Source organism: Eggerthella sp. AM16-19, assembly GCF_003474385.1.
Lineage (GTDB): Bacteria > Actinomycetota > Coriobacteriia > Coriobacteriales > Eggerthellaceae > Senegalimassilia.
Window position 1 is genome coordinate 16175 of record NZ_QUCY01000024.1, and the last position, 23017, is coordinate 39191.

Sequence of the window (23017 nt, forward strand, 5' to 3'; positions counted from 1 at the left end):
ACATTTTGTCGACAAATGGCTATACTCGCGTTTGTCCTAGTTTTTCGAGCCCCGCCCGGATACCCGGGCGGGGCTCATTTGCGTTTCTGGGGGCAGCGGACATACCGCAGGCCGAGCACCGCGCGAGCGGGCCCGCGCCGTACCGTCCTCTTCCCCAGCAACGCGCGCACGTTAGAAAGGTTCATCATGAAGGTCCTCGAGAAGATCAGCGACTTCGCCGGCAAATGGATGGCCATCATCGCGCTTGCGGTCGCCATCATCGCCTTCGTCGCGCCCGCGCCCGTGCATGCGGCGCTGCCCACCAGCTGGGTCAACCCGCTGCTCGGCATCGTCATGTTCGGCATGGGCATGACGCTCAAGCTCGGCGATTTCAAGGTGGTGTTCACCAAGCCGAAGGCCGTGATCACCGGCATCCTGTCCCAGTTCATCATCATGCCGCTGATCGCCTGGGTGCTGTGCCTGGTCTTCCAGCTGCCCACCGAGCTTGCCGTAGGCGTCATGCTTGTCGGCTGCTGCCCCGGCGGCACCTCCTCCAACGTCATGACGTACCTGTCGAAAGGCGACGTGGCGCTGTCCGTCGGCATGACCGCATGCACCACCATCATGGCCCCGGTCGTCACCCCGGCGCTCGTGCTGCTGCTCGCCGGCCAGAGCGTCGACGTCAGCTATGTCAGCATGCTGCTGTCCATCGTGCAGGTGGTGCTCGTACCCATCGCGCTGGGCTTCGTCATCAACGCCGTTGCGTCCAAGGTGGCCCAGGCCTGCTCCAAGGTGCTGCCGCTCGTCTCCGTCATCGCGATCTCGCTGATCATCATGGCCGTGGTGTCCGCCAACGCCGCCAAGCTGGCGACCGTCGGCGCGCTGATCATCGTGGTGGTCATGCTGCACAACATCTGCGGTTACGCGCTGGGCTATTTCGTGGGCAGCGCGCTCGGCCTGTCGAAGGCGCAGATGCGCACGCTCTCCATCGAGGTGGGCATGCAGAACTCCGGCCTGGCGACCTCGCTTGCCACCATGCACTTCGCAGCCATGCCGCTGGCCGCCGTGCCCGGCGCCGTGTTCAGCGTGTGGCACAACATCTCCGGCGCCATCTACGCCAACATCCTGGCCCGCACCGCCGACAAGGACGAGAAGGCCGAATAGCATCGCGGCACTGCGCTAGCGCTTCGCCAATCGCATAGGTTTTTCAGGCCGCGTCCGGATGTCCGGGCGCGACTTGTTTGCGAGGCATGAACAGGGGACGGAGGTGTGTTCACGATGCCTTGTCGAGAGCGCGGGGATCGGTTCCGAACGCACCTCCGCCCCCTGTTCGCCCCTGTTCACGCAGGACCGATTTCAAGCGCGCCCGGATGTCCGAACGCGGCCTGTTTGCGTAGAAGACAGCACAGAGAAGCACGGCGAACCGAAGACTCTGCAGCCTTGAACACGCACGCGAACAGAAGAGGGGGCGCAGCCGAAAGATACCCGGCTGCGCCCCCTAACCTTATATAGGCAGCGATTTACAGCTCAATGCGGCCGAACTTCGCGAGCAACTCGCTTGCCGCGGTGCACGACGGGCAGTTGCAGTACTTCGCGCCGGCCTCCTTGCGCTTGAGCTGCTCGGCGAGCATCGCCGCGGCGGCCTCTTCGCCCATGAGCTGCTTGGCGGGGCCCTCGGCAAACGCGATCACGCCATCGATGGTCGTGGGGCGACCCTCGAGCACGTCGAGCAGCTTATCGGTGGCAGCCTTGACCGCTTCGTCGCCGGCATCTGCCGCAACGGCGGCCTTCCACGCCTCGGCAGCGTCTTTGGTGACCTGCGTGCTCGCGTCGCTCGTCGCAAGAATGTCGGCGCGCTCAGCCACGTAATCGAACAGTTCCTTCTCCATAGGGCAACCCCTTTCTTCGACGTTGGTTACGCTTCGTATCTTAGTGCGCGCACGCCGACCCCTCGGCAGAAGGCGAGCGGCGACAAACGCGAACCATCTTTCCGACACAGTTCGCGCTAGCGCGGCGTTCACCGTTTTGCTTTTGGCGAAAAGCGCGGGCACGCGACTCCATTGCAGCACCGCATCCCGCCATCGACACGCAACATCTCCCGAACCCGCGCGCGAAATGCGAACAGGGGACGGAGGTGTGTTCAAGGTCGATCCTCGCGCTTTCGACGACGTATCGCGAACACACCTCCGTCCCCTGTTCACGCAGAGCCGGCCTTCCTTCTCGCGTTCTCAAGCAAGCGCGCAAGGGGATTGCCTGCCCTTTGCTGGCGGCGACGACGCGCGGTGCGGGATGCTGCTAGTATGGGGAACGTTTTGATTGGACGGAAGCTCGGGAGGTTCGGGATGCTCGCATTGCACGTATTGGCCAGCGGAAGCTCGGGGAACGCCGCGGTGATCGAGAACACCGCCACCGGCGCCGGCGTGCTGATCGACTGCGGCATCTGCAAGCGCGATTTCCTTGCGCGCTGCGACGAAGCGGGCTTCGACCCCGGCCGCATCCAGGCCATGTTCGTGACGCACGAGCACGGCGACCACGTGAAGGGCCTCGGCGTGGTGCTGCGCGGGCTGGCGAAGATCGGCAACGTGCCGCCGGTGTTCGCGGCGGGCGCGTGCACGGCGAACAGCAGCGCGCTGGCGAAGGTGGCCGAGGCGTTCGACGTCCGCGAGCTGACGGCAGCTTGCGCCCAGGCGGGCAGCCAAGGTATCGCGAACGCCGGCTTCGGTGACGCGATGCCGCGCGCGGCGGTTGCCGGGGCCGGACAGGATTCTGCGACACGCGCTGCGGGCGACGGGTTCATCGAGGCCGCGGGCATGCGCATCATCCCCTTCGCCACCAGCCATGATGCCGCCGCATCGTTCGGCTTCCGCATCGAGGACGCCGCCGACGGCGATGCAATCGGCTACCTGACGGACTCCGGCATCATCACGGCGCAGGCACATGCGGCGCTGCGCGACGTGCGCATCCTGGCACTGGAGAGCAACCATGACCCGAAGATGCTGGCTGCCGGGCCCTACCCGTACGTCATCAAGCAGCGCATCGCGTCGAACAGCGGGCACCTTTCCAACGACCAGGCAGCCGCCGAGCTCGGCACGCTGGTTGCCGAATCGCGCACCGCGGGCCTGCGCCTGCCGCAAACGGTGGTGGCCATGCACGTGTCACAGAACAACAACGACTACAGCCTGGCCAGGCGCACGCTCGAAGCGGCGCTCGGCGAAGCCGGCTGCTACGCGGAAACCCTCTGCGGCTACCAAGCCCGCCTCACCACCGCCCGCTAAAACGCAAAAAGCGGTGCGCCCCGAAGGACGCACCGCCTAACCGGCAGTTTCTTGCTTCACGCGCCGCGAACCCCTAAGCGGGAACACCCGCCGCAGGTCGATCGATCACGCCTGCCGCTTCAGCAACGCCAGCGCAACATCGAGCAGGCGAACGAAGTAGCCCTCCGGCTGCGACGCCACCACCTTCTCGCGAAGACGGGGCACCCAGACAAGCGGATGCTCGCGAATAAACGACGCGATCTCCTCCGCATCCGGCGCGGCCGCATCGCAGGCGGCGACGCCGGAGGGCTCTTCCGATGCCCGGCGGCAAAGCTCGGACAGGTACAGCAACTCGATGCCCACATGGTCTTCGTACTGGTTGTTCTCGTTGCACAGCTCCAGGCCGAGGGCGCGCAAGCGCTCACGCATGGCGAACGTCGCCTCGCCGAAGCCGACATGCGAATCAACGGGACCGTTGGCGGACTCCCAAGGTGCGGCCGCCGGCTTCGGAGGGCCGACGAACAGCTTAGTGAACTCGACGGACACGCGCTGCACCACCTCGGAGCGGGCGGCATCGGCAGACGCGCGCTCGGCCCAAGACGCCAACGACTCGGCCGAATCGGCCAGCGCGCCATCGAGCAGGCCGCCCAGCTCGCGCCAGAACGCCGGATCCAGGCCGACCGATTCCGTACGGCTCATAGGAGACAGCAGGCTATTGCCCAAAAACGCATACAGCTGGGATGCGACCATCCATTCCTCGCACGTCATCGAACGCATTTTCCGTCCTTTCAAACCAAACGACCCGTTACGCCATCAAGAAGCGCCGCCCGCGGCGCCCCGGTATGGGGCGCCGCGCAACATGGCCTTACGCCTTCGCAACCAGCTTCTTCGACAGAAGCGCGATGCCCAGGATGCAAAAGCTCACCACCGCCGCCACCACGGCGAACTCGACCGGCTGGGGCATGTACGACCCGGCAAGCGCCCACATGTCGAACCCGTCGGCACCGCGTGCCACGGTCGATCCGGACGAGATGCCCGGCGCGCCGTACACGTTCGTGACCGTGAAGCTGGTGAACAGCAGCCACACGCGCTTGCAGAACACGCCGCACATCACCAGGGCGCTGGCAGCGACCACCACGCCCGTGCACTCGCGGCGCTTAGCGGACGCCAGCAGCACGAACGGGACCAGCAGGCCGCCCAGGATCTCGAACCAGAAAAACGGTGCGGTCGCGCCCGAGGTCATGATGCCGAGCACATGGGATGCACCCTCGGTCCCCGGATACGCCGTGGTCAGAAGCTCGCAGCCGATGAAGAACGCATCCACCGCGATGAACGTGGCGAGCAGACGCGCCAGGTTTGCGAACAGCTCGCGACCGCAATCGAACACGCCGGCCTTGCGCTCCGCCGCCAGGACCACCATCAGAAGCGCCAAGCCGGAGTCGCAGGCCGATGCCACGAAGATGGGGGCCATGATGGCCGAGTACCAGCCCTCCTTGGCGATCTCCAGGCCGAAGATCCACGCCGTCACGCTGTGCACCAGGATGGCGACCGGCAGCGCCACATACGACAGCATCTTCACCTTGCGCTCATCGCCGCGACGCAGCCAGATGATGTCCAGCACGTTGATGACCAGGTACGTCGTGATGACGCACATGTCCCACGCCAGCGGGCTGGTGAAGTTCAAATGGATGAACATGTTCCAGATGCGCTGGATGCCGCCCAGGTCGATCAGGATGAACGCGCCTGCGCACAGGATGCACACCGTGGAGGTGATGACCGCGGGCATGGACACGCGCTTGAACGACTCGATGCCGAACACGTGCGCCGAGCTGGCCACGATCAAGCCGCCGGCGGACAGGCCGACGAAGAACATGAAGCACGTGATGTACAGGCCCCACGACACGCCGTTGGACATGCCCGTCACGCACAGGCCCTGCGTCAGCTGGAACACGTAGGCGCAGAAGCCGATCACCATGATCGCCGCCAGAACGCCGACGCCGATCTTAGACTGAGCCGAAAGTTTCATAACGGCACCCCTTTACTCGTCGAAGTAGAAGACTTGGGGCTTCGTGCCCTTCTCTTCCAGCAGAATATGCACACTCTTGCCCTTCGTGGCGCGCAGCTGCGCCAGCTCCGAGTTCGGGTCGTCCAGATCGCCGAACACGCGGGCGTGCGTCGGGCAGCACACCACGCACATCGGCTCCTCGCCGGCATCGGTGCGCTCCTTGCACAGCGTGCACTTCTCCATCACGCCGCGGGTGCGCACGGGCACGTGCGCGTCACCCCAGTTGAAATCGCCGTCGCGCTGAGGGTCTTCCCAGTTGAACACGCGGGCGTTATAGGGGCAGGCGGCCATGCACATGCGGCAGCCGATGCAGCGGTCGTAGTCGATCTCCACGCGGCCCTGCTCGTCTTTGTACGTGGCGCCGGTCGGGCACACCTTCAGGCAAGCCGGGTTCTCGCAGTGCTGGCACGCCAGGGGCACATAGGTGCGCGTCAAGTTGGGATACTCGCCCACGGCGCCGTCGATGGCGTCACAGCCCTCGGTGATCACGCGGTTCCACAGCATGCCGTCGGGCACGCTGTTCTGCATCTTGCAAGCGTTCGCGCAGGTGTGACAGCCGATGCAGCGATCAAGGTTGATACCGATTGCAAGTTTCGTCATGGCATATCACCTACGCTTTCTTCACTTCGACAAGGGTGTCGTTGTATGGGATGGGCGCGCCGGTGGGTAGGTACTCATCGCGCGGGTTCACGTGGTCGTTCGTGACGTTTTGCGTGTTCCCCTCCTCGATGTACTTGCTCCAGCCCGCTTCCCAGGTGCGGCAGGAGCCGGGGCGCACGGCGTTGTTCGCGCGCGCCACGCACTTGAACGAGCCGCGGTCGTTGAACGCCTCCACCAGGTCCCCGTCGGCGATGCCGCGCGAGGCCATGTCGACCGGGTTCAGCTCCAGCGTGGGCTTGGCGAACTGCTGCACCCACTTCGCCGCCTTGAAATGCGAGTGATTGGAGAAACGGGTGCGCGTCTGCGTGAACTGCAGCGGGTACTTCTCCGCCAGCGGGTTGCCGACGTACGCCTCGTTGTTCTCCTCCCAGTTCGGCCATGCCTGCTCGCAAGGCTTCCATGCCTCGTAGTACGGCTCCATGCGCGTGGTGGGGGTTTCGAACTTGAGGTCGGTGTAGGCGCGGCGCGGCTCGTCGACGTCGGCCATCTTCATGCTGCCGTGATTCTTCTCCAGCTCGGCCAGCGTGATGCCCTGCTCGGCAAGGTCCTCGGAGTGCTCGATCTGGTAGCGCACCAGTTCCTCCGCGGTCTTGGGCAAATACTCGCCCACGCCCATCTCCTCGGCGATAAGGCGCATGACGTCGAAGTCGGGCTTGCTCTCGAACAGCGGGTCGATGCACTTCGTCTGCAGGTTCACATGGTTGTAGTCGCTGCGCACGATCGAGTGCTCGACGATGTCCTCGAACTTGCTGCACACCGGCAGCACGATGTCGGCGTACTTCACCGTGTCCTCGTAGTACATGCCGATGTGGACGATGAAGTCCAGCGAGTCGATCCACCCGCGCGTCTTGTTCATGTTCGCCCAGTACTGCTGGAACGTGTTGCCCAACGAGATGATCACATGCACGCCGCCATCGCGATCGGGGAAGCGGTCGGAGCGGACGTCCAGCTTAGCGGGCTTGAACTGCTCGGGAAGCTCCCATTCGCCCAGCGTGACGCTGTAACCGCCGCCGCCGATGCCGTGGCCGATGCCGCAGCCGGGCTTGCCGATATTGCCCGTGAGCGACACCAGCACCATGCCGGCATGGCCGATGATGTCGGGGTTGGAGTACTTGTCGGAGCCGCCCTGGCCGAACGCCAGGTACGCCGGGCCGCTCGTGGCGTACTTGCGCGCCACCTCGGCGATCGTCTCGGCGCTTGCGCCGCAAACGCCCTCGGCCCACTCGCACGTGTACGGACGCTGGTTGCGCTTGAGGCTTTCGAGCACGGTGATGGCCTTCTTGCCGTCAACGTCGAACGAGCCCTCGAGCGCAGCGGTGGCAACGGCCTCGGCGTACGGGACCGCCGCGCCCTTGGCAGCGTCCCACACCATGAAATCGCCGGGATCGACCGACTCGCCGGTCTCCTCGTCGGTTCCCCAAGCCGCGCCCGTGCGCAGCAGCTTGCCCGTGGCCTCGTCCATGAGGAACGGGAACGACGTGTGCTCGCGCATGTAGGCTTCGTTGTAAAGCTTGTTGTCCAGGATGTAGCTGACCATGCCCAGGTAGAACGCCGCGTCGGTGCCCGGGATCACGGGGATCCACTTGCTGGCCTTGCCGGCGGTGGTGGAGAAGTGCGGGTCGAGCACGATGATCTCGCAGCCGGCCTTCTTCGCGTCCAGGAACGTGTTGGACTGCATCATGGAGCTTTCCAGCAGGTTGGTGCCGGAGATCACGAGCGTCTTGGTGTTCACCCAGTCGCGCGTCTCGTTCGTGCCGCCGCCGAACACGTCGCCGCCGATGGCCGGCGCGGAGCCGTTGCCCGTGCCGCGGTCGATGCCGGGCTCGACGCCGGTGGCGCAGCCCAGAAGCGCAGGCAGGAAGCCGAAGCGCGGCTCGTTGGAAGCGGACATGTACACGGACTGCTTGCCGTACTTATCCCAGGCCTTCCTCAGCTCGTCGCCCACCGTCTTGATGGCCTCGTCCCAGCTGATCACCTCGAACGAACCCTCGCCGCGTGCGCCGACGCGGCGCATGGGCGACTGCAGGCGCTCATCGCTGTAGACGTGCTGGATCTCGGAAATGCCCTTCACGCATACGTGGCGGTAGTACGGATCGACCGTGTCGTTGGGCTGGATCATGGCCAAGCGGCCGTCGCGCACCGTGCATTTGAGCGAGCAACGCCCCGTGCACATGAACTGATGCAGCGTGTATACGGTCTTCTCGTCGGCAGCCTGCTGCGTGGCGGCGCCCAGCCAGGCGCCGCAGCCGGTCATGGAACCGGCGGCAGCCAAGCCCGTCGCTCCCGCAACGCCGACCTTGAGAAAATCCCTACGGGTCAAACCGCGGCTTGCGCTTTGCGTTCCCGTCATCTCTCCTCCTCGGTTATCTCTCCGAAAGCATCGACCCCGTACCGCGCGCCTCCGCCCGTTTGCAACCGCGCGAAAGAAACGGCCCGAGATCAAGCTCCCCCATTCGTGCATACCATGGATGGCCAACCTCTCGAGCCGTATATTACTCTTATGTTGAACTAGTTCAATAGTTCAATGGTTATATTTTGCAAAGAATATCTTCTACCTGCGGAAACGTTTGCTTGTTACCTGTTGCAGCATGTGATTTCCCGACTTGTTTACCTTTTGAGCCCATCGAATCGGCAGCTGCAGCAGTGCAAGCCCGAAGCGTTTCCCGGCTACTTCGCCATATCCTTGCCCAGGTCGACGAAGCCGTCGGCCAAGCTGCTGGGCGCAAGGAGGACGCCCTTGCCGTCGCGGGCGCTTTCGTAGGAAAGGTTCATAGCGCGCAGCTGCATGGCGCCCGGCTCCTCGTTGTACACGCGCGCCGCCTCCACGTACATCTCCGAGATTTCGCGCTCGACGTCTGCCAGCAGCACGCGGGCGTCGCGCTCGCGCTCGGCCTGGGCCTCTCGCGCCAACGAGTCCTGCAGCTCCTTCGGGATCTTGATGTTGCGAATCTCCACGGAGATGACGCTGATGCCCCACTCCTCGCACTTTTCGGCCATGAACTCCTGCAGCTCGTGATCGAGCTGGCGGCGGCGGACGGAAAGCTCGGCCAGCGTTACCTGGCCGATGGCATCGCGCACCGCCGTCTGCGCCGCACGGCGCACGGCCTGCGGGAAGTTCGCCACCTCGAGGCACGCCTTCTCGGAGTCGTAGACCATCCAGAACAGGATGGCATCAACGTCAACGCTGACCAGGTCGGACGTCAGCGCCTGCTCGGCATAGAACGCCGTGGTGATGGTTCGGCGGTCGATATGCATCGCCACGGAGTCCACGAACGGCACGACCACGTACACGCCCGGGCCCGCGATCTTGCGGAACCTGCCGAAGCGCAGCAGCGCCACGTGCTCCCATTGCGCCGCCACACGCAGCGTCGACGCGAGCAAAAGTCCCGCCGCCGCCGACCCGAGCACGGTGAACACGCTCAGCCACGGCGACGAGAGGACGAAAACGGCGACAAAACCCGCCGCGAACATAAGCAGGGCGAAGCTGTACACGCCTACGCGGCTTGCGTCCTTTTCGGTGATGATGTTGTCGGGCGACTCGTGCGACACGTTGGCGAACGCGACGTCCGCCTGCTCGCTTCCACGATGCCCGCGCTGCGGTCCGAACCTTCTCATACGAACATCCCCCCTGCCCGCTTCGCCACCGCCGCGGCAGCATCCGCCTCGGACAGCCCCAGCTCCTTGCATTGCTCCAGGAATTTGTCGATCAGCATATCCACCGCGGCTTTCGCGTCTTGCGCCTCGTAGCCGTTCGAGTTGATCTCGGCCACGAACGTGCCCTTGCCGCGGCGCGTGATGACGTAGCCGTCCTTCTCGATGTCGCGATACACCTTGCTGACCGTGTTGTAGTTCACCTTCAGCGACGAGGACAGGTCGCGCACCGTCGGCAGCTTCATGCCGGGAGGGAACGTGCCCGACACCACCAAGTACACCAGCCTGTTGCGCAGCTGCATCCAAATGGGGATGCCGCTCTCCTCGTCGATGGTGATGAGATCCTTATCGGCGACCAGCACGGATTCGCCGGTTTGCCTTGTGTTGGAGATCGCCGTCATGGCCCGCCCCGTTCCGTATCGATGCGTTTCGCTTAAGGCGCTTATGAGCCGTCACATGCCCGGTTTCCTGCTTTCGCGCGGACCTGAAGCGCCTTGCGCCAGCACATAGTTTACCTAATGAACTATCATTATGTCACAATCAGCGAAATCGGGGCGTGCGAAGCCGCGAGCACCACGCAATATCGCAGGCACAGCCCGCCGGCCAACGTCGAAGCGGCGCTTATCTGCCGCAAGACCGGCACGGGGACCACGCGCGCGATCAAGTCCGCGAAGACTGGGATGACGAAGCCGCACAGCACGAGCCCGCCCCAGAAGATCCCTGCAAGCTGTCCCGAAAACAGCAGTTCGCAAGACCGCTGCGCCGCGCCGCCCGCCAACCACCGCGACGCAAGGAACGCGACCAGCACGACAAGCTCCGCCGCGCGCAACAGGCGGGCAGCGCCTTTCAGCGCCGGGAACCTTTGCGCTGATCCCGAGAGGATGAAAGCAGAGAGCGAGATAAAGGCGCAGCCGCAGCTTACGGCGGACACGACGAACAGCGCGACCAGAAGCCAGGTGTTCCAAAATTCGACGGCGGCCATCGAAGACAGCAGGATGCCGGTGTAGCCCATCACGCCGATGGCCGCTACGGCGCCGGCGACCTGCAGGAAGCGGAACAGATACGGCACGTCCACCTTTGCGGCGATCATTGCCGATACCGCCAACGAGAGCGCCAAACCCAGCATGATCAACCATGCGCCCATCGACACGATGGAGCGCAACGGGCTCTCGAACAGGTACCATATATCGAAGGGGTTCCCCAGATCGCAGAACAGCATGAGCGCCGCCAACGCCAAAAGCCCGAAGGCGCCGAGTATGCCGCATCGCGCGCGAAGCGGCACGCGACGCACATCCCAGCCGGGGTTCGCGCGGACATCCATCACCGTGGCGCACAGGAACGCGCCTCCGGCCGTGCCGGCGAGAAACAAATACCAGATAGCGAAATCGCTGAACACGCGCACCCCCTTCCCTTACCACGCCGCAGTATACCCAACCAACGGCGCAGCAGGCAAAAGCCGAAGGATCACGGAAGGTTGCTGCCCATATATCCGGACACCTCGGGGACGTAGCATTAACTGTCCGAAACAGGGGAAACCGCTACCTCGCGTCCTCCCAGGGATGGGAAGTTAGATGCCAGCCGCCGCAATAGGGGCACTCGTAGATCTGCAGGCCGCGTTTGCCCTGCTTCTGGCACCAGGCAAGGTTTTCCTGCGCCTCTGCCAGCGTAGCGTAACGATTCTTCGATTCGCACGCCTTATATCGCTGGGCGCTGTCGCGCTCCTCCGCAAGGTGAGCATGGCGCGAATCTTCCCGCGCGAACACGTCGTCGAGCGCATCGAAACCGCCCAGCTGTGCGTTGAACTGCGCTTTCTCCTTCGCCCAAGAAGAGTGATTCTTCTTCGAGGCCATAGTCTCCCCCCCTCAAAACAAAAAGCCCCGGACACTTGGTGCTACGTCCTGAACTGCCCCCCATTTCTGCAGAGGACCCCGTTTCCTGAACATCAAAAGAAGTGAATTAGGCAGCCCGGCCGAGTCTGTACTCGACTGGGCTGCTTCCGGCTTTTTTACGTCGCCTCGGCGGCGTTGGTACTTCCCTTAGCGAACACTGCTTCACACACAGTCTGCTCACCTCACCATATGCACCGCCCCAAAATAATCTCGCGACCCTAATCCCGAGCGCCCCCAACTTAAGCCCGAGAGCGCGGGCCAAACTTCAAGCAGGTCTGTCCCGCTTTTGCTATTCTGCGGGCTTCACCACCGTAAGCTGCATTTTGAACGGGGTGACGCCGCGCACGCTGTGCGGGCTTCCCGAGGTCATGACGATAGATTGACCTGCGGAAAGCTGGTGCGGCACGTCGTTAACGGTGATTTCGCCCGTGCCCTCGAGCACTGTGATGAGCGCGTCGCCCGACGCCGCGTGGCTTGACATGCCCTCGTCGGCGTCAATGGCGAACACTGTCATTTTGCAACCCGGCGTCTGCGACAACGTAAGGCTGTTCACGCGTCCCGGTTCGATTTCAACCAGATCCTTCAGGGTGAAAATGCTTGCGTGCTCCACGTTTTTAATGAGTTCTGCCATGGGGATTTCCTTTCTTGCTGCGTCATCGTGACACGTCGTTGACCTGCCACGATACCCGTGTTTCTCACTATCTCTATCCTTCCGGTCACCGATATAAACCGGCTTAAGGATGAGCCAGCTCCAGCAAACGCTTACTCGTGCGCATTCAGCTGCAGCAGCTTGAAGCCTTCGCCGCCCGCGTCTTCCACGGCATGTTCAACATGCGCGGGGACACGCAACACCTGACCAGCCTCAAGCACAATGCGGCTTTCTGGCAGCACAACACATGCCGCGCCCTCCACCAGGTAATACAGCACATCGCCGAAGTATTCTTCCTCGCTCACGCTTTCACCCGGTGCAAACGCCAGCAGCGTAAGGTCGAACCCAGCATTGCGCGTAAGCGCCATGCTCGACACCTGACCTGGGCGAATATCGATCATCTGAGCCAGCGACGTTGCGACATCGGTTGGTAAGTTGCGAAGCGGCATAAAAGCCTCCGTTCGTTCGTGGCCTTAAGAGTTGCGTTGCCTTGATTGCGAATATAAGCGAATCTTGCTTGTCAATGCCATCATGTAGCGAAAATGGCAACTCGGCGCCGTGTAGCGCCGTCTATTGGCAGGCGGCGCTACACGTAGTACAAAAACGATCGCAGGCGCTCTTCGACGCTTTGGTCAAGCGCGCCGTCGAACGCCAAGTGCAAAAGCGGTGCCTGGCAAGGCGCGCTCTTCAAACGCAGCATGATGTCGGCGTTCTCGTACATAGACGCCACCGCCACAACGCCGTCGGCCCTCTGGCCCGCCTGCACCGCCTTCGCGTACCGATACCGCGCGTTCGCGCCTGCAAACTGACCCAGCGCGTCGGTTGCAATCTGGCGAAGCTGCGAATGGTCCGGCGCATAGGCGGACATATCACCCAATGCGTCAGCCACTTGCTGCATCATGCCGACAAGCCGCTCAAGCACCGCGTGCCACTGGTCTTGCGGCAGCGTGCGCTGTTCCGCGCCGAACAGCGGGTCAGCCTCAACCGCCGCGCTCACTTCCAGCGGCTCCGTTGCCAGCTGCGGCTGCGCCGCCGCGTGCTCATGCGAACCGTCACAGCCGCCGAGCGCGTGAGCGCATGCTGCTTCGCAACCGACAGCAAGCGCCTGCACGTCCGAAAGCGTGAGCGTCTGATCACGGTCGGATTCAGGCTGAGACGCCGGCACGTCCGGCAGGCCCACCACCCTCGGTGCGCCGGTTTCGCCCAACATGGGCATGAGGCCGCCCACCACTTTGCCGTGCCTTGCCTCGTCGCAGCCGTCTTCCCAGACGAACAGCAAGTATTCGGCGAACGGGGCGCGCATCGCACGATAGCCTTCGCCCTCCAAGCGAGCGAACAAACCGCCCGTGAGCTCGTCGCCGACAACCAGCGGCCACTCGCCCACAAGCGCAAGGGTTTTGCGAGGCGCTACAGGCACATCCTGCCAGCTTTCCCGGGCAGCGCTCGCCGCCGCCAACACGTCTTCCAAGGTCAGATGCGGTTTTGCGAACGTTTCCTGCAGCGCGGGACGCGCAGCAGGCGCGGCCGCCCACACCACATCACCGGCAAGCACATGCACGAACAAGCCCTCGAGATCAGCCACATTGCACGGCAGCAGCTCCACATCGGGTGCCACAACACGCACGTCGCCATGCCCCTTCGCATCCAGTACGCTACGGATAACGCGGTCGAACTGCCCATCGGCTTCGCCACCCTGCGACGACGGCAGCAACAACTGGCTAACGCGCCAACCACCTTCCGCACTCGCGACTGCAGCCGCAGCGACATCATGTTCGGCATGCGGCCCGTCAACAGCACCAACACCTTCGCCGTATGCTTGCGCCGGACCCTCAGAGCGCACGGCCGTACAACCATCGGCAGCAGCCTCCCCATCGCCACCTCCACCCACAGCTGCCAAGCTCACGCCCAGCAAACTGGCAAACGAGTAGTATTCCTTGCTGGTGCACTCTTTGCGCCCCAGCTCCAACGTTGTCGGCGTGGGCACCAGCTCGCGCACGGGAATGCCCTGGTCACGCAACCACTGCGCCGCAAGCGGACCATACGGCCCGAACGATGGCAAGCCCGCTAACTCGCCTTCGCGCAGCGGTTCGCACGCCGAGTTCACCACATGCCGCGACGTAGGCGTGCCGCGCAAATCCGCCGCCTCGTAATGCTCGATAGCGTTCAAAAACGCCTCCACGCGCGTTTCCACGCCCACCTTCGAGTAATGCTCGTCCATCTCGATGTGCAGGTACGGCTTGCTCCCCATTTCCTCGGCGAACAGATGGCTGATCATGGTGTCGGGGCCGCAACCGTGGTTGGTCAGGTACACGGCGAACAGGCGCGGGTCGCGGCGAACGAGCTTCGCGCCTGAAAGGATATGCTGGCCGAACGGCCACACCACGCCAGGATAATCCGCGGATATGCCCAGGTCATGCGCATGCAGATGACTTACGGTGATAACTTTCCAGCCTCGATCGAGCAGCATGTCGGGTATACCCATGTTCAGCGCCGGATCCACGATGCCGTAGTTGCGCGTGATCAGCACGATAACGCGCTCTCCTGGTTTCAGACCGGCCAGCAGCTGATCGCCCAGCTCCTCGGTTTTGCGCGTGAACTCCGTGACGGCGAACCCGCCGGCCAGCATGGCGCGCGCCGTTTCCTGCGGCGTGCGGCCAAGCTGCGCTCCGACCTGCAGCATGACCTCTGCCATGGCACCCTGTCCGAAATCAAGGTTCATCAGGGGATTCAACAGCGTGATGCCGTGGCCTTCGTAGTCCAGTTCGGACGCCACGATGGCCGGGATGGACTGCATATACGTGCACGCGTAGTTGTGCGGCACCGTCGACTTCAGATGGCGAATGGTGTGCACGCTGGGCATGAACACGTAATCGACGTCCATATCAAGCAGCTGCGCCATGTGACCGTGCACCAGCTTCACGGGGTAGCATGTCTCGCCTTGTGCGCTTGCCTGCGCAAGGCGTACCGTCTCCTCATCGGATGCGTCGGTCAGCACCACGTTGAAGCCGAGCTGCTTGAAGAAAGCGTTAGCCATGGGAAATAGCTTGTGCAACATCAAGCAGCGTGGGATACCCACCGTTTTCTTCGCCGGGTCGCGCGTGGGGTCGTAGCCTTCGAGGAACATCTCGTCGACTTTATGGAAGAATGCGCGGTTTGCGGCGATTTCGGCCGGGTCGATGCGGCGGGTTTCGTGCGAGACGCCCAAAAGGTCCCAGCCCTTGAAGTTAGAGAGCACATTGTCCCGTCGGCAAACGCACGAGCTCGACACTGTGGCTGCACCATGCGCCACACCAGCATTTTCACCGTTTTGCACCGGTTCTAGCACGCCCTGGGACTCCGCAGCCAGAAGCGCTGCACCCACGGCACCCGAAACGGCGAACCACGGGCTGACCGTAAGGCTCTCGCCCGCATACGCGCGGAAGGCCGCCACGATGGCGGGGTTGTAGGCAACGCCGCCCTGCAGCACGATGCGCTGCCCCACTGGTTTGGCGTTCACCACTTTGTGCAGGTAGTTGCGCACCACCGACAGGCACAGGCCGGCAGCAACCTCGGACTTGGTCGCGCCTTTCGCCAAAGCGGCATTAATAGCGGTTTCCATAAACACCGTGCAACGTTCGCCCAGTTCAACGGGATGTTCCGCCGAAAGCGCCAGCGAGCCGTAATCGGGAAGCGCAATGCCCAGGCGCGCCGCTTGCTCTTCCACGAAACTGCCCGTGCCCGCCGCGCACACCTTGTTCATTTGGAAATCGGCCACCTGGCCAGCAACCAGGCTGATGTACTTAGAATCCTGCCCGCCGATTTCGAACACGGTGTCCACTTGCGAGTCAGCCGCAGCGGCAGCGCGCGCTTGTGCGGTGATCTCGTCGCGTACGGCATCGGCTCCGATGAGCTTGCCGATCATGGTGCGCCCGCTGCCCGTCACACCCGCGGCCACTACACAGGCGCGATCGCCCACGCGACGGGCCAACGAGGCAAGCCCGTCGCGCACAGCCTGCTTGGGGTTGCCGCGCGTGCGCAGGTACTGCGCGTCCAGCAGCACGCCATCAGTGCTGACAAGCACAAGGTTTGTGCTGGTGGAGCCCACGTCCACGCCCAGCGCCACTGGCACGGGAGCACCTTGTTCCAGCGCATCCACCACCGCCGAGCGCGGCATCGCGCCACCTTCGCGGGCGGGCGAACCTTGCGGGTTCCACGGGCTTGGGGCCAAGGCGAAACCGCGATTCGGCGTGCAATCAACCTGCGGCAGCTGAGGCAGTCGCGGCAGATCGTCGGCCTGCGCCGCCTGCGTTCCTTCAAGCGCAGAGCGCAAGGCGTCAAGCGGCGCAAGCCCCGCGGACGCGCCACTTGCCGCGCCCGCACCCGCAACATGCAAACCCGCGCCATCGCCCGCAGCAATGCGTTCGTCATCGCGCCTGCCCGTGCCTTCCGCCGCTGCCAGCGCCGCGCCCACCGCTTGCGCGCACACAAGCTTCTCGTCCGCGAGCAATTCATCTTCCGCCAGGTCAAACACCTCGCGCACCGCACGAACCACGCCAGCGTTCTCCAGCACGCCGCCAGCCAGCGCCACCGGCTTTTCAACCGGCAGGTTTCGCACGATAGTGGCCTTGAACGCCTTGACCGTGGCGTGGCACAAACCCTGCAGGATATCCTCAACCGGCACGCCTTCCTGCTGACGGTGAATGATGTCGGTTTTGGCGAACACGCTGCAGCGCCCCGACAGCCGCGGCACGCTGCGCGCACCGGCGACCAAGTCGGAATAGCGCTCGAGCGGCAGGCCCAGGCGCTGCATCTGATCTTCAAAGAAGCTGCCGGTGCCGGCCGCGCAGCTTTCGTTCATGGCGAATTCCGGAGCCACACCATCGGCGATGCCGGTAACGAACACGCCCGACTGTGCACCCATGCCGATGATGCACGCCGCCTGCGGATTCAGCGCACGCACGCCTTTGACCAGGGCCGGAACCTCTTCAAGCACACGCAAACCCGGAACCAGCGCACGCAGCATGTCCGCGCCGCTGCCCGTAGCGACCACACCGCCGCACGCCTGAGCGGACAGCGGCAGGGATCGGTCGGCGCTCCCATCGGCCAGCTCGGCCAGCATCGCGCGCAAACACGGCAACGGCGAGCCTTTGTGCGCACGCCGAATCACGCGCAGCACGGTGCAACCTGCGTCAACCGCCGCCACTTTCACCGACGACGCACCGATATCGATTCCCATGTAATACACGCTCTGCTCCTTCAAGCTGCTCTCGTCTATCTCGCGCGCAAAACCTACGCGCCGGCCTTGTATGCCTCGAACTCGCCCAAAAACTCGTCGCGATCAAGGCTGCGCACCTGGCACACGTCCTCGAACGTGACCAAGTCGACGATGGGGTTGTCCAGCGAGAAGGGGAAACCCTTCGACTGCAGGAAAGCTTCGAGTTTCGGCTCGTCCGCGCACAGCTGGCGCATGGTCTTGGTTGTGTCCATATGCAAATCCTTTCAGAGGATCGATAACGTTTCTGGGCGGCTCGGAACATGATCGGCCTCGCGAAACTGCCGCCCCATCAGGTATGCGCCCGCAAGTGCCCCGCGATGCCGGCGCGTCGTCGGCTCGCCCGCCGCGGACGACTTATCTAGCTTTCGTCACACCGCCGCCTGCAGCCACGCAAACCCCGCCGCAGCGTCCGCACCACCGTCTTGCACATCGGCCAGGTTGATGCGATCGGCACCCAACAGGCGCGCGTCGTCTTCGCCGTGTGTTGCCACCAACAGCGTACGACCGGCGCGATGGCGCAGCACGAAGGCGATGACGTTCTCCTTCGTTGCTTGATCCAGACCGGTAAACGGCTCGTCAAGCACGATAAGGTCGCTTGGGAACGCCACCGCGCGCGCCAGCGAAACGCGCCTGCGCATACCGCCGGAAAGCTCCATGGCCGACTGGCTCAGGCAGTCCGCCGGCAAAATCTCGGCCAGCAGCGCAGCCACGTCGGGCCGCCTTGTATCGGGCGGCAGCACCAGCGCCACGTTCTCCACCGGCGTCAAGGTTTCACACAAGCGGTCTTCCTGGAACATCATGCTGATGCGACCAGGGGAAACACCGCGAATCTCTCCGGAGTCGGCGTGTTCGAGGCCCAACAGCACCCGGAACAACGTGGTTTTACCGCTACCCGAGGGCGCCATCAGGCAGCGCACGCCGCCACCCGGCAACGTGAACGTGACGCGCCGCAGCACCTCGTTGGCACCGTACGCCTTGCACACGCGATCGAACTCAACGTCCGGCAGCACCTCATCTGCGGCGCGCATCCTCGCATCGCCGCCGCCAACCATGCCTGCAAGCACGCCTTCACCCACGGCCACGCCAGAGCCCGCCGCCCTCTTCTTCCCGAACGGTCCCACGCTACTCGCCTCGCTTCCCGATGAAGCCGCCCAGCGGACGGTTCGCGCGCTTGAGCAGCGCCATGAATGCCTTCTCGAACAGCACCGACGCCACCATCACCACCACGGTCCACGCCAGCAGGTCGGGCGTGTCCAAAAACGTGCGCGCCGTAGCCATTTCCTTGCCGATGGAGGGCTTCGGCGTGGCCAAGACTTCGGCCATGATGCCGCTTTTCCACGTCATGCCCAGCGAAATCTTGGTGCTGGACAGCAGAAACGGCATGAACGCCGGACGGTACACGTACAAAAACGTGCGCCACTTCGACAGCCCGTATACGCGCGCCATCTCGAGCATCTGTTTGTCGACGCTTTCGAAACCCGTGACCATGTTCGTGTAGATGAGCGGCAGCACGATGAAAAACGCCAGGAACACGGTAAGCGCCTGGTTGCCCACCCATATGAGCAGCAAGATGATGAACGACGCCACCGGGATGGTGCGCAACAGGCTGATGATGGGGTCGATGAAGTCGCGAAACAGACGCACGCGGCACGCCACCAGCGCCAGCAGGAAGCCCACCGCAAACGACAGTAAAAAGCCCAGCGCGATGCGCCCGAAGCTGGCGCCGACGATCATCCAGAAGTTCGGCATGACCACCTGGTCGGCCAGCGCCTGAGCCGTGCGGATGGGTCCGGCAAGCACCAGGCGATTGTCGACGATGCGGTCGAGTAGCTCCCACACCACCAGCCAAAACACGATGATGAGCACCTTGCGAGCAAACTGCTTGCGCGCGTTGAACTTGCCAGCGGCCGCACGACGTTCGGCGGCGGCGCGCTCGGCTTCCAGGATGCGCAGCGCCTCGTCCTCGGCCATAAGCCCTTGCGCAGACATTACGCGCACCACCTGGCTTTTCGTCACGCCCATGCTGGTAAGCATGCTCATGATCTCATCGCGGGTAACGCCTTTGGCCGTGGCCGTTTGCATCATGAAGCCCATCTGCGAGTCGGCCATGCCGTTTTGGCGCACCATCTGAGCCATCATGGCGACCTTCTCCTCGGGCATGCCCACCTTCGCGGCAATGGCGGCAAACTGCATACGAGGCAGCTCGTCGGGCACATCGGTGGCGACGGCGCCACGCGCGCCCATGCCGCCTACCAGGCCTTTAAACTTTTCGAACATGGTTCCCTTTTCCGCTACTTGCCGCCAAGTGCTTCAACGGCGGCCTGCGCGTCGGCCGCGCTAGCGGTCACGCCGCCGTTGCCGGTGCCGGCGCTGCTTTCATGCTGCGTGGCCTGCTCCAAGCCCGCCTGCAGGAAGCGCTCGTCCAGCTGACCTTCAGGCGGCAGGTAATAAAAGTCCTCACCGGGCATCTTGCCGCCGATAGAATCGGGATTCGCCAGATACAACTCGTGCAAAAAGCCCGACAGCGCCGTGCGCATATCCTCGCCCGTCAGGTTCACCATGGAGATGTAGGGCATGGCGTCAAGCGCCACGGAATTGTTGAGGAACGTGCCCAGCTCCTCCTGCAGCGCGGCGGCGTCGCCCGTGTTCGCAAGCGTCCAGCTCACCGACTGGCCGGCCATGTTCAGATACTCCACCACAGCCTGCTCGTGCTCCTCCAAAAACTGGCGGTTGACGATGGTAGTGGTGGTGACGGCCTGGCTGCCCGTGTCGGCGAACGCGCGGTCCCACTCTACCGTCAGGTCGATGGGGATGTACAGCGGGTTGACCAGGATTTTCGCCAGGGAAACAAACGGCTGCGGAAGGATTGCCACGCACCCGTCCTGCTGCTGCATCATGTTGAGCACCTCAAGCGGGCTGGACTTGAACTCCAGGTTGAACGTGCCGTCCAGCCCGTTTTTCGCCAGCAGAGCCTCGATGGTGTACTCCGGCGTACCGCCCTCGCCGTAGCTGTAGACGGTGCGCCCTCGCAGGTCGTCGAGCGTGCTGACTGAGGCGTCGTTCGTCATGACGTACAGCACGCCGAGGTTGTTCACGCTGATGACCTCGTAGCGGTTCTTCAGCTCGGCGTTGTTGTACAGGATGGGGCCGATGTTGCTGGGCAGCGTGCAGATGTCGTAGTCGCCCTTGTTGAACAGCGCCGAGAGGCCCACGTAGTCCACGCCATTGGGCTCGAACGTGAAGTTGTTGAACGTTTTGCCCGCCTGAGCAGCCAAAATAAACTGCGACAGCCCCATAGACGGCGGCCCCATGATCAGCCCCACGCGCACGTCGCACGCATCGGGGCTGCCCATAAGCTCGCGCGATTCGACGCGCGTGGAGAACGTGGTGCCGTCGCCGGCGGCGCCCGCACCCGCGCCGCTGCCCGCCGCCGAGCCCTGCGCGCCCTCGCCCGCCGAGCATCCGGAAAGTCCCAGCGCCGACAGCGCTGCCACACCCGCAAGCGCCGCGAAGCCGCGGCGCGACATGTTCGGATACGCCATATCCAACCCGCCTTTCGAGGGGAAAGGCTTCACGGGGGAAATGCGAAAGCGCCACGGCGCAAATAGCACAGCCAGGCCGAACGCCGTCGCAAACCCGCTGCCAGCAAGCACCGCCTGCCGAAGCAAGCGGCACCATGCAAGAGACAACGAAAGCGGACAAGCCCAAGCAGCTGCACTCATCAACGCCGCGCAAACACCGCGCTTCAACAAAACGCCCCGTCAAAGCCGCTTTTATACACGGCTAACAAGTCTAGTTAAACACGGCGAATTTGTCAGTGACTTATGTTACCATCAAGCAACTTCACAAGAAAAGTTTCACACGGGGAATCACCTGCGCAACTCCCATCCCATCCAGCGCTGCTGGGACAAAGGGGCCATCCCTTTGTCCCATTCGTTCCATGCGGAGAACCCGATGCCGCCCCCAGCACTACAGCAAGTGCGCCAAACGCACACGTCTCTGACCTGGGCCATACACGATTGGCACGGTCTAACTTGCCTGTTTTATACACGATTGGCACGGTCTCAGCTATGCCGTTCATACACGAAAGGCACGGTAAACGAATTCAAACTCTTTTGACCTGGGTTTTTAAACTTTTCCAAGGGACTTTTCAGGCAACGAGCAACTTTTTCGAGCGACTTTTTGGCGAAATTGCAATTTTTCCTAGGGACTTTTGGCGGCATCGAATCTATTGCACGACTGCAAACGTTTTTCATCACAGGCAGGCGGCTTTTCCGCTCCATGGCTTGATGCGTTTCAGCACGGGGCTATTTTCTCGCGGGCAACTTCTAAATCGTAGGCCTCTTGGGCGCGCAGCCAAGAGCCGTCGCTTAAGCCGAAGAACCGGCAAAGCCGCAAATCGGTGTCCGCGGTGATGCGTCTGTTGCCCAGCACGATTTGCCCTATGCGCTGCGCGGGCACGCCTATCTCCTTCGCCAGCCGGTACTGAGAAACGCCAAGCGGCTCCAAAAACTCCTCTTTCAGCAACTCGCCCGGAGTAATAGCCGGAAGCTTGTCCATAACCGCCCCTTTCACGAGTGATAGTCCCCACCCCAACCAATTGTTGCTTGCATATTATACATCGTTGTACAGCATGCTATACTATCATTGTCGAAAGGAGACGCCATGCCAGCTACTGCTCAAATCAACGCGCGTATCGCCGTCAGCTGCAAAGCTAGCGGCGACGCAGGGCTTGCCGCGGCGGGGCTTTCCCCGTCCCAAGCAATCCGCGCATTATGGGAACTGGCCGGGCGCAATGTCGAGACGCCTGAAGCCATCACCGACGCGCTGTTCCCCGATCGTCAAAAGCAGCGCGAAGCGGACGCCCGGGCCCAACGTCAAGAAAAGTCCCAGCTCATCGCGCAGGGACCGAATATCGTGCGCGACGCGTACGTTGCAGGCGGAATCACCGGCGCCCCCAACGCGTCGCTGTCGTTTTCCGAGTTGAAAGAAGCGGCTGCGATGGAACAGTATGGCGAAACGATGGGCTGGAGCACACGTGAGTAGCGAAATGCCGCAACCTGCCAATAGTCGCAAGACGCTGCTCGTCGACACCAACGTCTGGGTCGACTACTACCTTGGGCACCGTCCGGGAAGCACCGCAGCCTTCAAGCTTCTCGAATGCGCCAACGCTCACGACTGCACCTTGGCATATGCGGCAACCAGCGTAAAAGACCTGTTCTTCCTTCTTGCGAACGACTACAAGGTTGCATACCGGAAAACGCATGGCGGCGAACTCACGCAAAGCGCCGCGCAAGCCGCGACCGCCGCCGCATGGGCCGCAGTCGATCATCTGAGCGAAATCGCCGCTGCAGTCTGTTGCGACCAGTCGGACATCTGGATGGCGCGAAAGCAGCGCCCCCTGCACAACGACTTCGAAGACGACCTCGTCATCGCCGCGGCCATGCGGGCGAAGGCACTTTGCCTCGTCACCAATGACGAACAGCTCCTGCGCCACTGCCCCGTCGCCGCGCTGGACGTACCCGACGCCATCACGCTTGTAGAAGGACTTGCATAATGGGACAAAGGGACTGTCCCTTTGTCCCATTATGCAAAAGGGCCCGCGACGTTCAATCA

At 63.1% G+C, this 23017-nt stretch carries 21 protein-coding genes; 4 read left to right on the forward strand and 17 right to left on the reverse strand.

What is annotated here, in order from left to right; all coding sequences use genetic code 11:
* The first annotated feature begins 186 nt into the window (after positions 1-186).
* On the forward strand, positions 187-1143 hold the full coding sequence (locus tag DW178_RS09170) for a bile acid:sodium symporter family protein (RefSeq protein WP_118350793.1): 957 nt from the start codon (positions 187-189) through the stop codon (positions 1141-1143).
* Between the two features lie 356 nt (positions 1144-1499).
* Here the strand turns inward: DW178_RS09170 and DW178_RS09175 are convergent, their stop codons facing one another.
* Positions 1500-1868 carry a 3-hydroxyisobutyrate dehydrogenase gene (locus DW178_RS09175; RefSeq protein ID WP_118350795.1) on the reverse strand — a complete coding sequence of 123 codons (369 nt, stop codon included), beginning with the start codon at positions 1866-1868 and terminating at the stop codon, positions 1500-1502.
* 453 nt (positions 1869-2321) lie between these two features.
* Between DW178_RS09175 and DW178_RS09180 the strand changes: the two genes are divergently transcribed.
* Positions 2322-3254: an MBL fold metallo-hydrolase gene (locus tag DW178_RS09180; protein WP_118350797.1), complete on the forward strand. Its 933-nt coding sequence runs from the start codon at positions 2322-2324 to the stop codon at positions 3252-3254.
* A gap of 105 nt (positions 3255-3359) precedes the next feature.
* On the opposite strand, the gene DW178_RS09185 is transcribed toward DW178_RS09180, so the two are convergent.
* From DW178_RS09185 to DW178_RS09265, 16 genes are all read right to left on the reverse strand, one after another.
* A complete protein-coding gene (locus DW178_RS09185) occupies positions 3360-4010 on the reverse strand; it encodes a TorD/DmsD family molecular chaperone (RefSeq protein ID WP_286168630.1) in 651 nt (216 codons plus the stop codon).
* Positions 4011-4098: 88 nt separating this feature from the next.
* Positions 4099-5259, reverse strand: coding sequence for an NrfD/PsrC family molybdoenzyme membrane anchor subunit (nrfD, locus tag DW178_RS09190; RefSeq protein WP_118350800.1), 1161 nt, complete (start codon positions 5257-5259; stop codon positions 4099-4101).
* 12 nt (positions 5260-5271) lie between these two features.
* Entirely contained in the window at positions 5272-5898 is a 627-nt protein-coding gene (locus DW178_RS09195) for a 4Fe-4S dicluster domain-containing protein (protein WP_118350802.1), read from the reverse strand.
* A gap of 10 nt (positions 5899-5908) precedes the next feature.
* Positions 5909-8308, reverse strand: a complete 2400-nt coding sequence (locus DW178_RS09200) for a molybdopterin-dependent oxidoreductase (protein ID WP_158574158.1) — start codon at positions 8306-8308, stop codon at positions 5909-5911.
* Between the two features lie 317 nt (positions 8309-8625).
* The gene (locus DW178_RS09205) at positions 8626-9573 is read right to left on the reverse strand and encodes a slipin family protein (protein WP_118350807.1); all 948 of its coding nucleotides are present in this window, start codon (positions 9571-9573) and stop codon (positions 8626-8628) included.
* Entirely contained in the window at positions 9570-10010 is a 441-nt protein-coding gene (locus DW178_RS09210; RefSeq protein WP_118350810.1) for a GntR family transcriptional regulator, read from the reverse strand. The genes DW178_RS09205 and DW178_RS09210 overlap by 4 nt, the downstream gene beginning before the upstream one ends.
* Before the next feature lie 128 nt (positions 10011-10138).
* Positions 10139-11005 carry an NrfD/PsrC family molybdoenzyme membrane anchor subunit gene (nrfD, locus tag DW178_RS09215; protein ID WP_158574160.1) on the reverse strand — a complete coding sequence of 289 codons (867 nt, stop codon included), beginning with the start codon at positions 11003-11005 and terminating at the stop codon, positions 10139-10141.
* A gap of 142 nt (positions 11006-11147) precedes the next feature.
* Positions 11148-11459 (reverse strand): hypothetical protein, encoded by a 312-nt coding sequence (locus tag DW178_RS09220; protein WP_118350816.1) that lies wholly within the window; start codon positions 11457-11459, stop codon positions 11148-11150.
* 328 nt (positions 11460-11787) lie between these two features.
* Positions 11788-12129, reverse strand: a complete 342-nt coding sequence (locus tag DW178_RS09225; protein ID WP_042436509.1) for a cupin domain-containing protein — start codon at positions 12127-12129, stop codon at positions 11788-11790.
* Positions 12130-12260: 131 nt separating this feature from the next.
* A complete protein-coding gene (locus DW178_RS09230) occupies positions 12261-12596 on the reverse strand; it encodes a cupin domain-containing protein (RefSeq protein ID WP_118350818.1) in 336 nt (111 codons plus the stop codon).
* A 137-nt stretch (positions 12597-12733) separates the two neighbouring features.
* A complete protein-coding gene (locus tag DW178_RS09235) occupies positions 12734-17362 on the reverse strand; it encodes an acyl-CoA dehydratase activase (protein WP_286168633.1) in 4629 nt (1542 codons plus the stop codon).
* A gap of 53 nt (positions 17363-17415) precedes the next feature.
* Positions 17416-17613 carry a hypothetical protein gene (locus tag DW178_RS09245; protein ID WP_042436513.1) on the reverse strand — a complete coding sequence of 66 codons (198 nt, stop codon included), beginning with the start codon at positions 17611-17613 and terminating at the stop codon, positions 17416-17418.
* A gap of 156 nt (positions 17614-17769) precedes the next feature.
* Positions 17770-18522, reverse strand: coding sequence for an ATP-binding cassette domain-containing protein (locus DW178_RS09250; RefSeq protein ID WP_286168631.1), 753 nt, complete (start codon positions 18520-18522; stop codon positions 17770-17772).
* Between the two features lies 1 nt (position 18523).
* Complete coding sequence (locus tag DW178_RS09255; RefSeq protein ID WP_118350823.1) at positions 18524-19678, reverse strand: ABC transporter permease; 1155 nt, start codon at positions 19676-19678, stop codon at positions 18524-18526.
* Between the two features lie 14 nt (positions 19679-19692).
* Complete coding sequence (locus DW178_RS09260) at positions 19693-20943, reverse strand: substrate-binding domain-containing protein (protein WP_286168632.1); 1251 nt, start codon at positions 20941-20943, stop codon at positions 19693-19695.
* A 754-nt stretch (positions 20944-21697) separates the two neighbouring features.
* Positions 21698-21961 (reverse strand): HigA family addiction module antitoxin, encoded by a 264-nt coding sequence (locus tag DW178_RS09265; protein WP_199669285.1) that lies wholly within the window; start codon positions 21959-21961, stop codon positions 21698-21700.
* 105 nt (positions 21962-22066) lie between these two features.
* Between DW178_RS09265 and DW178_RS09270 the strand changes: the two genes are divergently transcribed.
* Both DW178_RS09270 and DW178_RS09275 read left to right on the forward strand, forming a co-directional pair.
* Complete coding sequence (locus DW178_RS09270; protein WP_118350826.1) at positions 22067-22447, forward strand: hypothetical protein; 381 nt, start codon at positions 22067-22069, stop codon at positions 22445-22447.
* A complete protein-coding gene (locus DW178_RS09275; protein ID WP_158574162.1) occupies positions 22440-22958 on the forward strand; it encodes a type II toxin-antitoxin system VapC family toxin in 519 nt (172 codons plus the stop codon). The genes DW178_RS09270 and DW178_RS09275 overlap by 8 nt, the downstream gene beginning before the upstream one ends.
* The last annotated feature ends 59 nt before the right edge of the window (positions 22959-23017 follow it).